This is a genomic window from Arenimonas sp., from assembly GCF_035312645.1.
Classification (GTDB): Bacteria; Pseudomonadota; Gammaproteobacteria; order Xanthomonadales; family Xanthomonadaceae; genus Arenimonas.
Map to the genome: position 1 here is coordinate 1 of NZ_DATGBO010000035.1, position 9,410 is coordinate 9,410.

10 protein-coding genes and 1 pseudogene are annotated in these 9,410 nt (G+C 63.9%); 7 read left to right on the forward strand and 4 right to left on the reverse strand.

Translation table 11 applies throughout. The features are described 5' to 3' along the window. Positions 1 to 63: 63 nt before the first annotated feature. Both VKM35_RS02800 and yeiP read left to right on the forward strand, forming a co-directional pair. Complete coding sequence (locus VKM35_RS02800; RefSeq protein ID WP_324318132.1) at positions 64 to 834, forward strand: SDR family NAD(P)-dependent oxidoreductase; 771 nt, start codon at positions 64 to 66, stop codon at positions 832 to 834. 98 nt (positions 835 to 932) lie between these two features. Then, positions 933 to 1,496: an elongation factor P-like protein YeiP gene (gene yeiP, locus VKM35_RS02805; RefSeq protein ID WP_324318134.1), complete on the forward strand. Its 564-nt coding sequence runs from the start codon at positions 933 to 935 to the stop codon at positions 1,494 to 1,496. A gap of 76 nt (positions 1,497 to 1,572) precedes the next feature. On the opposite strand, the gene VKM35_RS02810 is transcribed toward yeiP, so the two are convergent. After that, a complete protein-coding gene (locus tag VKM35_RS02810; protein WP_414636537.1) occupies positions 1,573 to 2,121 on the reverse strand; it encodes an NUDIX hydrolase in 549 nt (182 codons plus the stop codon). 114 nt (positions 2,122 to 2,235) lie between these two features. On the opposite strand from VKM35_RS02810, the gene VKM35_RS02815 reads away from it, so the two are divergent. Next, the gene (locus VKM35_RS02815; protein WP_324318136.1) at positions 2,236 to 3,738 is read left to right on the forward strand and encodes an amino acid permease; all 1,503 of its coding nucleotides are present in this window, start codon (positions 2,236 to 2,238) and stop codon (positions 3,736 to 3,738) included. 32 nt (positions 3,739 to 3,770) lie between these two features. On the opposite strand, the gene rmuC is transcribed toward VKM35_RS02815, so the two are convergent. Together rmuC and VKM35_RS02825 are read right to left on the reverse strand one after the other, a co-directional pair. Then, complete coding sequence (gene rmuC, locus VKM35_RS02820; RefSeq protein WP_324318138.1) at positions 3,771 to 5,177, reverse strand: DNA recombination protein RmuC; 1,407 nt, start codon at positions 5,175 to 5,177, stop codon at positions 3,771 to 3,773. Positions 5,178 to 5,313: 136 nt separating this feature from the next. Beyond that, positions 5,314 to 5,631 carry a high-potential iron-sulfur protein gene (locus VKM35_RS02825; RefSeq protein WP_324318140.1) on the reverse strand — a complete coding sequence of 106 codons (318 nt, stop codon included), beginning with the start codon at positions 5,629 to 5,631 and terminating at the stop codon, positions 5,314 to 5,316. A gap of 107 nt (positions 5,632 to 5,738) precedes the next feature. Between VKM35_RS02825 and VKM35_RS02830 the strand changes: the two genes are divergently transcribed. The 4 genes from VKM35_RS02830 (at position 5,739) to VKM35_RS02845 (ending at position 9,160) form a co-directional block, all read left to right on the forward strand. Continuing rightward, positions 5,739 to 6,374 (forward strand): methylthioribulose 1-phosphate dehydratase, encoded by a 636-nt coding sequence (locus tag VKM35_RS02830; RefSeq protein ID WP_324318142.1) that lies wholly within the window; start codon positions 5,739 to 5,741, stop codon positions 6,372 to 6,374. Next, positions 6,371 to 6,928: an acireductone dioxygenase gene (locus tag VKM35_RS02835; protein WP_324318144.1), complete on the forward strand. Its 558-nt coding sequence runs from the start codon at positions 6,371 to 6,373 to the stop codon at positions 6,926 to 6,928. Before VKM35_RS02830 ends, VKM35_RS02835 begins: the two co-directional genes overlap by 4 nt. Before the next feature lie 101 nt (positions 6,929 to 7,029). Beyond that, on the forward strand, positions 7,030 to 7,722 hold the full coding sequence (mtnC, locus tag VKM35_RS02840) for an acireductone synthase (RefSeq protein WP_324318145.1): 693 nt from the start codon (positions 7,030 to 7,032) through the stop codon (positions 7,720 to 7,722). A 4-nt stretch (positions 7,723 to 7,726) separates the two neighbouring features. Beyond that, positions 7,727 to 9,160 (forward strand): C13 family peptidase, encoded by a 1,434-nt coding sequence (locus VKM35_RS02845; RefSeq protein ID WP_324318147.1) that lies wholly within the window; start codon positions 7,727 to 7,729, stop codon positions 9,158 to 9,160. Between the two features lie 59 nt (positions 9,161 to 9,219). Here the strand turns inward: VKM35_RS02845 and VKM35_RS02850 are convergent. Beyond that, a pseudogene (locus tag VKM35_RS02850) lies at positions 9,220 to 9,410 on the reverse strand (calcineurin phosphoesterase); the annotation flags it as partial.

Below are 9,410 nucleotides of genomic sequence, written 5' to 3' on the forward strand. Positions count from 1 at the left end.
AAAGATGGTCGCTTGCATCGCAAGCCTTGGTAAAATCGCCGCTTTCCTGTTTCGGGGCATCCCATGCAACTTTCCCAAACCCGCGCCGTGATTACCGGCGGCGTCTCCGGCCTCGGCCTCGGCGTCGCAAAGCACCTGGTCAAACAAGGCGGCAAGGTTGCGTTGTTCGACATCAGCGATCTCAAGGGCGAAGCTGCGGTCGCCGAACTCGGCAGCGGCAACGCGAAATATTTCCGCACTGACGTTACCGACGAAGCCCAGGTACAGGCCAATCTCGCCAGCGCGAAGGAATTCCTCGGCGGCCTCAACGCCGCGATCAGCTGCGCCGGCATCCTCGGCGCCGGTCGCGTGCTGGGCAAGGAAGGCGCGATGCCACTCAAGCAATTTGCCGGCACCGTGATGGTCAACCTCATCGGCAGTTTCAATGTCGCCAAAGGCGCGGCCGACCTGATGCAACACAACGCGCCGGGCGATGACGGCGAGCGCGGCGTGATCATTAACACCGCCTCGGTCGCCGCCTACGAAGGCCAGATCGGCCAAGCCGCGTATTCAGCCTCGAAAGGCGGCGTGGTTGCGATGACCCTGCCGATGGCGCGCGAACTCGCGCGCTTCGGCATCCGCGTGATGACGATCGCTCCAGGCATTTTCTGGACACCGATGGTCGACACCATGCCGCCCGCCGTGCAGGAATCGCTGGGCGCCTCGATCCCGTTCCCGTCGCGCCTGGGCCGCCCGGAAGAATTCGCCGACACCTGCGCCTTCATCCTTGGCAACCGCTACCTCAACGGCGAAACCATCCGCCTCGACGGCGCCGTGCGCCTGGCGCCGAAGTAACCATCCCATCCGTAGGAGCGATGGCAATCGCGACTTGGTTCGCCCGCCGAAGGGTCGCGATTGCCATCGCTCCTACAAACGCAAATTCAGGAAACCCAATGAAAGCCTCCGAAGTCAAGAAAGGCAACGTCGTCGAACACAACAACACCGTCTATCAGGTGCGCGACATCGAGCGCAGCGCGGCGCAAGGCCGCAGCGGCAACGTCACCTTCCGCTTCATCATGTACAGCGTGCCGGGCGGCAACAAGTTCGACCTGAGCCTGCGCAGTGAAGACGAGCTCAAGGAAGTCGAACTGATCCGCCGCGAGGCGACGTTCTCGTACAAGGATGGCGACGCGTTTGTCTTCCTCGACGTCGAGGATTATTCGCCCTACCAGCTCGACGCCAACGTGGTCGGCGACAACGCCGGATACATCAGCGAAGGCCTGGAAGGCTGCTACATCCAGATCATCGACGACGCGCCGGTTGCAGTGCTGCTGCCGGCGAGCGTGATTCTGGAAGTCGTGGAAACCCCGCCGGAACTCAAGGGCGGCACCGCCACCAAGCGCCCGAAGCCCGCGCGCCTGAACACCGGCATCGAAATCCAGGTGCCGGAATACATCAGCAACGGCGAGAAGATCCACGTGAGTACGGTGACCGGAGAATTTGCAGGAAGAGCCTGAGCTTCCACGTAGGAGCGGGCATGGCCGCGATTTTTATTGCCGGTCACACCTTAGAGAATCGCGGCCATGCCCGCTCCTACGAACTCAACCATCGCTGCGCCATCCGCCGCAGCGATTGATCGGCCTGCGCATCGACGGCGATTTCATCGATACGCCGCCAGGCGAGGTCATGCGATTCCTCATTGACCACGTACGCCTCGTTGTCCGACGCGCGCACCACGAAACGCACGTCGTAGTGCCAATGTTCCGGTTCATTGCCGCGTGCCGGAATCGCATGGCGATCAAGATCGAAAACATCGGGCAGCACCGATAAGCCGGTCAGCCCCGATTCCTCCTCCGCTTCCCGCAGCGCCACCCGCGCGAGCTCGCCATCGCCATCGGCATGGCCGCCCAGCTGCAGCCAGCGATCGAGCTTGCGGTGATGCATCAGCAAGACGCGCAGGCCATCCGCGGAGACCAGCCAGGCGGAGCCAGTGAAGTGGCCGATGGGCAAACTTCGCTCGCAGCAGTCCGGATGCACACCGGCAAAGGTCATGAATTGATCGACGAGCCCTGCCTCGAAAGCCGGCGAATCGCGCAAAGGCCGCAACAGATCAAGGACTTGCCGCTGCGCTTCGTTCAGCATCGATGGGTCCGGACAGCGCCCTTGCTGGTCTGCGGGCGGCTCGCGTATGGTACCGGGGCCTTATACAGCCGCGATACGACAGCGGTCCATCGAACCATCCTGGGGGAGAGCAACATGCTATTTCAGCGCGTCAAGTCGCTGGATCAGATTCTGGAAACCGCCGAGAAGAAAAGTCTCAAGCGCCAGCTCGGTCCAATCCAACTCACATTGCTGGGTGTCGGCGCCATCATCGGTACCGGTATCTTCGTATTGACCGCTGAAGCCGGCCAGAAAGCCGGTCCCGCCATGATGGTCGCCTTCGTCATCGCGGCCGTTGTCTGCGCGCTGGCTGCGCTCGCCTATTCCGAACTCGCGGCGATGGTGCCGGTGTCGGGCTCCGCTTATACCTATACGTACGGCGTGCTCGGCGAATCGCTGGCCTGGGTCGTTGGTTGGGCACTGGTACTGGAATACGCCGTTGCCGCCGGTGCGGTCGGCGTGGGCTGGTCCGGTTACATGAATGGCCTGCTGAAAAGTGCGGGGATGGCACTGCCCGAATTCTTGCGAACAGGACCGTACGACGGCGGCGCCTTCAACCTGCTCGCCTTCCTGATCGTGCTGGTGGTGACCGTGCTGCTGGTCATCGGTACGTCCAAGAGCGCCAAGGTCAATGCCGTGCTGGTGATGATCAAGGTCGCAGCGTTGACCGCTTTCATCATCATCGCGTTGCCGGCCGCGAAGGATCCGAACTTCCATCCGTTCCTGCCGACCGGTTGGGGTAGCCCGCTCGGTGGTATCGGTGTGCTCGGTGCCGCTGCGTCGATCTTTTTCGCCTTCGTCGGCTTCGATGCCGTCTCGACGGCGGCCGAGGAAACGACCAACCCGAACCGCAACATCCCGATCGGCCTGATCGGTTCGTTGGTGGTCTGCACCATTTTCTACATGCTGGTGGGTTATGCCGCCGTCGGCTCGGTCGGTTCGACGCCGATGTTCGCTGCGGACGGCTCGGCTCTTAGCCCGGGAACGCCGGAGATGGCTGCAGCCTGTCAGGCCGCCGCCGCCAAGGGCATGCAGATGCTCGTGTGCAGCAAGGAACCGTTGGCGTTCGTGCTGCGCCAGCTCGGCTTCCAGACCATGGGCAACCTGATTGGCCTCGCCGCTGCTCTGGCGCTGCCGTCGGTGGTGCTGATGATGATCTACGGCCAGACCCGCATCTTCTTCACCATGTCGCGCGACGGCCTGCTGCCGCCGATCCTGGCGAAGGTGCATCCGACCTTCAACACGCCGCACGTGGTGACGATCCTCACCGGCATCGCGGTATCGCTGTTCGCGGCGATGTTCCCGGTCGGCATCCTTGCCGACATCTCCAACTCGGGCACCTTGTTCGCCTTCATGATGGTTGCGGTCGGCGTGATGATCCTGCGCGTCAAGCAGCCGAACCGCCCACGCCCGTTCAAGACGCCGCTGGTCTGGATCGTCTGCCCGCTCGCGATCATCGGCTGCCTGCTGCTGTTCCTGAATCTATCGATGTACACGGTCGGCCTGTTCTTCGGCTGGGCGATCATCGGCCTGGTTGTTTACTACCTCTATGGCTACCGCCGCAGCCATCTGGCCAACGGCACCTCGCACTCGGATTGATTCAACCCATCGTGCAAAAACAACGGCGCGGATTATTCCGCGCCGTTGTCGTTTTCGGAGTCCGATTCGTCTGCGTCGGTTTCGGGAAGGCCAAGCGCGCCGCCCAGCAGACGCTGGCTGTCGCCCTCGCTGGCGGCCTCGACGCCACGCAGCTTGCGCTCGATCGCGCGCGTGCGGATGTCGGCCTGGTCGATCACGTTGGTCGCTTCGGTGAGCTTCTTGCGGGTCTTTTCCAGCACGCCGGCGAACTTGCCGAACTCGGTCTTCACCGCGCCCAGCACCTGCCAGACTTCGCTGGAACGCTGTTCGATCGCCAGTGTGCGGAATCCCATGCGCAGGGAATTGAGGATCGCCGACAGCGTGGTCGGGCCGGCAACGACGACGCGATGGTCGCGCTGCAAGACCTCGACGATGCCCGGTCGCCGCAGCACCTCGGCATACAGACCTTCGGTCGGCAGAAACATGATCGCGAAGTCGGTGGTATGCGGCGGCGAGACATACTTGAGTGCGATCGTCTTCGCCTCGTCGCGGATGCGCCGCTCCAGCGCCGTGCCGGCGAGCGCGGCGGCATCGGTATCGGCGCGTTCCTGGGCATCGAGCAGGCGTTCGTAATCCTCGCGCGGAAATTTTGCGTCGATCGGCAACCACACCGGCATATCGGGTTGATCGGCAGCACCCGGCAGACGAATCGCGTACTCGACGCGCTCGTTGGAGTTGGGGACAGTGGCCACGTTCGCTGCGTACTGGTCGGCTGTCATGACTTGTTCCAGGATACCGCCCAGCGCGACTTCACCGAAGATGCCGCGCGTCTTGACGTTGCCGAGCACGCGCTTGAGATCGCCGACGCCCGTGGCCAGGCTCTGCATTTCGCCGAGGCCGCGCTGCACCTGTTCGAGACGTTCCGAGACCAGGCGGAAGGATTCGCCCAGGCGTGTTTCCAGCGTCGACTGCAATTTTTCGTCGACCGTCTGCCGCATCTGCTCGAGCTTGGCGGCGTTGTCGGTCTGGATGTCCTTGAGCCGGCCTTCCAGCGTCTGCCGGACATCGGCCAGACGGCGCTCAGTGGTTTCGTTGAGTTTTTCCAGACGCACCTGCAACGACTCGCCGAGGCGCTGCTGCCCGGCCGCAGATTCTTCGCGCGAACGCCGGGCATCGTCGCCAAGATTCTGCCGCAGAGCGCCGAGGCCGACTTCAGTGCGCTCGGTGAATTGCCCGAGGCGCGCATCGAAGCCGCCCAGCGCTGCCTGCGCATCGTTGCGACCGGTGCGCTGTTCTTCGCGCACGTTGCGCTCGACGCGGTCGATGTCGGCGCGCAGCAGCGTCAGCTGCGATTCGAGTTCCGCCGCCAACCTGCGGGCTGGATCGCGACGCCAGAGCAGGATCTGGAAAACGATGGCGACCACCGCCAGCACAATCAGCACGTAAAGCAGGAGTTCCATTCCGTTTCCCGGTCAGGGGCGCGGCGGGGCGATCGCCGGTGGCCCAAAAGAAAACGGCCCCGCCTATCCGGCTGGGGCCGATTCTACGGGGCGCGGCGTCTCAGGGTTCGAGACGCGCGGGAAAGGCTGTCGCGGATCAGGCCTTCTTGGCCCAGGCCGAGCACCAGCCCTTGCTGTTGACGCTGTAGCCCGCGAACAGGGCGCAGGCGCCGGTCGAGGCAGTGAAGAACTGGCAATTGCTGCAAAGGCTGCCGGCCTTGTGCGCCGCATTGCTGCTCTTGCTGGCGTCATCGACATAGCCCAGGGCCTTGGCTTGGGCATTGTCGGCGGTGAGTTTCTTGAGGGCCTGCGCCTCGGCCGGCGAGCGCGCCAGCGAGGCGAGCAGCGGCAGGGCGGTGGCGGCAACGGCGGCCTGGATCAGGAAACGGCGACGGCTGGGCTGCTGGATTTTCATGGCGCACCTCGACGATAAGTGCGGGCAATATAGCGCCGGACCGTGAATGCGGCGTTGACGCGGATCAAACGCGGGCGAACAGACCGGGCTGCCGCTAAACTCTCCCCATGACGACCCTGCCCTACGACCCCGCCCGGCTGCACGCCTGCGCCCAGGAAATCATCGCCAACACGCGCGAGTTGTCCGCGCTCGGCTGGACGCCGGCAACCAGCAGCAATTTCTCGATGCGCCTGGACGACCGCCACGCCGCGATCACCGTCTCCGGCCGCGACAAGGGCAAGCTGTGCGAGGCCGACATCATGGTGGTGGATTTCGACGGCCACGCCGTCGCCACCGAGCATCGTCCTTCCGCCGAAACCCTGCTGCACACGCAACTGTACAAACGCGACCCGGACATCGGCTGCGTGCTGCATACGCACTCGCTGGTGCAGACGCTGTCCTCGCGTCTCTACGGCGGCGCCACGCATATCCGCTTCGAAGATTACGAGCTGATCAAGGCGTTCCGCGGACAGAGCACGCATGCCACGCAGATGGACGTGCCGATCCTGCCCAATAACCAGCACATCCCGACCTTGGCCGCGCAGGTCGACGTCTTGCTCGACAACGCCCCGCTCTGGGGCTACCTGATCAATGGCCACGGCATGTACGCCTGGGGCAGCGACATGGCCGAAGCACGCCGGCATCTGGAAGCCTTCGAATTCCTGCTGGCCTGCGAACTACAAATGAGGACGCTGCACCGATGAGCCGCCTGCGTATTTTTTCCGAAGAAGCTCCCACCCTGCCGTTGCTGGTCGCCAGCAAGCACGAACAAATCTCCGAGCAACTGGCGAAAATCGGCGTCCGCTTCGAGCAATGGCAGGCCAGCGCGCCAGTGACGCCGGGAGCGACGCAGGCCGACGTGATGGCGGCGTATCGTGAAGACATCGATCGCATCGTCGCTGAGAAGGGTTTCCGCACCGTCGACGTGGTCAGCATCTCGCCCGCGCACCCAGACCGCGAGGCGATGCGCAGGAAATTCCTCGACGAGCACTTTCACAAGGAAGACGAAGTGCGTTTCTTCGTCGCCGGCGCCGGACTGTTCACGCTGCACGTGGGGACGCTGGTCTATGAAATCCTCTGCGAACAAGGCGACTTGATCGGCGTACCCGACAGCACCAGACACTGGTTCGACATGGGTCCTGAGCCGTATTTCGTCGCGATCCGCTTTTTCACCGAGCCGGACGGCTGGGTCGGCCATTTCACCGGCACGGATTGGGCGCAGAAATTCCCGCGCTTCGAGGTTGGGCAGGCGCGCTGAAAACCGGCGGCTCGCGTGCGACGCGCACCATACCTTCATCCGTCGTCCCGGCCTGCGCCGGGATGATGGATCGGAACCAACGCAGGCCTGCAGACCAGTCCATGAAAAAAACCATCCTCACCGACATCGAAGGCACCACCAGTTCGATCTCCTTCGTCAAGGACGTGCTGTTTCCGTATGCGCGCAAAGCGCTGCCGGAATTCGTGCGTCGCCACGGCGGCGAACTGGAAGTGCGGCATTGGCTGGATGCCGCCGCGGTCGATGCCGGCAGCGTCTGCAGCGACGACGTGCTGATCGAGGTGTTGCAGGGCTGGATCGACAGCGACCGCAAGCATCCGGCGCTGAAGGCGCTGCAGGGAATGATCTGGAAATCCGGTTACGAGGATGGCGAATACACAGCGCACATCTATCCCGATGCCGCCGCGGCGCTGCGCGCCTGGCATGCCGGCGGCCACGCCTTGTTCGTGTATTCCTCAGGCTCGGTGCCGGCGCAGAAACTGTTGTTCGGCCACAGCGATGCCGGCGATCTGCGGCCGCTGTTCTCCGGCTATTTCGACACCGACGTCGGTGGCAAGCGCGACGCACGCAGCTATCGCAACATCCTCGACGCGTTGCGCCTGTCCGGCGAGCAGATCCTTTTTCTTTCCGACGTCGTCGAGGAACTCGATGCCGCGCGCGAGGCCGGACTCGACACCGTGCTGCTCGATCGTCGCGAAGACTATCCCGCACCGCGCCTCGGCGAGGCCTGCCATGGCCATGCACGCGTGACCTCATTCGCAGACATCGACGTCTAAGCCGATGGCTTCGTCGCCCGGCCGCGCTTCGCAACTCTTACGCCTGATCGGCCAGGGCCTGTCGCTGGCGTTCCTGCGACGGCCACGGTCTTCGCCACTGCTCGCCGGCTTCGGCAGTTTTCTGATGCTCGCGCTGCTGTCGATGCTGGTGTTCGAGATCCAGGACATCGGACTCAGCGAGCCCGGCTCGAATTTTTTTGCCGACAACCTGCCGCTGCACGCCCTGTATTTCTTCTGCGTGCTGATCGCTGCATGGCTGGGCGTCATGACGATTCGCCGGCCGGCACTGTGGCTGACGTTCGCCGGCCTGATCCTGGTCGCCGGCATTCCGTGGTTGGCGCTGTCGCTGCAACTGCCGCAGTTCATGCCCGATGCCGAAGACGTGCAGATCAGCGCCTGGCGCGTGCTGATCGCCTTCGTCTGCTGGGCGGTGCTGTTGCGGACCCTGGGATTCCTCGCGGCCGAAGCGAGCTTCGTGCGCCGCTTGTGCGCGAGTCTCCTGGTCGCGGGATTTCTGCTGCTGTCGGTGAGCAAGCGTCACGACGCCTGGCTCTGGTACGTGCCCGAAGAAGAGACGCCGGCTGCCGATGCCGCCGACCCGGTTTCGGGTGCGCCTGTGCCCAGCCCGGATGAAAAAGCCGAGTTCGCCGAACGCGCCGACGCCGCGCTCGCCCGCCAACCGGCGATGCTTGCTGCCGCGACGGCGGCCTTGCGTGCGCAAACGCCAGGCAAGGTGGACCTCTTCGCGCTGGGTTTCGCCGGTGACGGCCAGGAAGGCGTGTTCCGCAACGAGGTCGACTATTTCTCGCAGTTGATGAGTGCGCGTTTCGGCAGCGAGGGGCGCGTTCTTTCGTTGATAAACTCGCCAGTCACGCTCGACAGCAGTCCGATGGCGACACTGGAAAACCTGCGCAGCGGTCTGCGCAGGATCGCCGACAAGATGGACACCAGCGAAGACGTGCTGTTGTTGTTCCTCACCAGTCACGGCAGCGAGGATCACGAATTGTTCGTCGACCTCGATCCACTGCCGATGCAGCAGATCACCCCGACCAACTTGCGCGCCGCCCTCGACGATGCCGGCATCCGCTGGCGCATCGTGGTCGTTTCAGCTTGCTATTCCGGTGGTTTCATCGATGCCCTGCACGACGACCACACGCTCGTCATCACCGCCGCACGCGCCGATCGCGCGTCCTTCGGCTGCGGCAACGATTCGCACATCACCTGGTTCGGCAAGGCCTTCCTCACCGATGCGCTGAACCGGACCACGGATTTCCGCCAGGCCTTCGCGCTGGCCAGCCACGACGTGCGCGAATGGGAACTCGCGGAGAACTACACACCATCGGTACCGCAGATCGATGAGGGCAGCCTGATCGGCGGCAAGCTCGCGGTCTTCGATGCCACGCTGAAACCCGCGCCTGCGGTTCCATTCTCGCCGTAGCCTGCGCTGCACACGAGATCATCCAATCCGCGATGCCGGTCGCACGCGTGACAGGCCTGTCAGGGCGTGGCGTCTAGCAACTGGTAACTCGTGCTGGCGGTGACTTCGCCGCGCCAGCGATCGAATGCGCGCACGTCGATGCGATGCGTACCGGCGGCGAAATCGGTGGCGAGGACGCCGCGCCACAGATGCTCGGACGGCTCCGCCTCGGGCGAGCGATCGAAGCTGCGTAGGGATGGCGAGCTGTCGT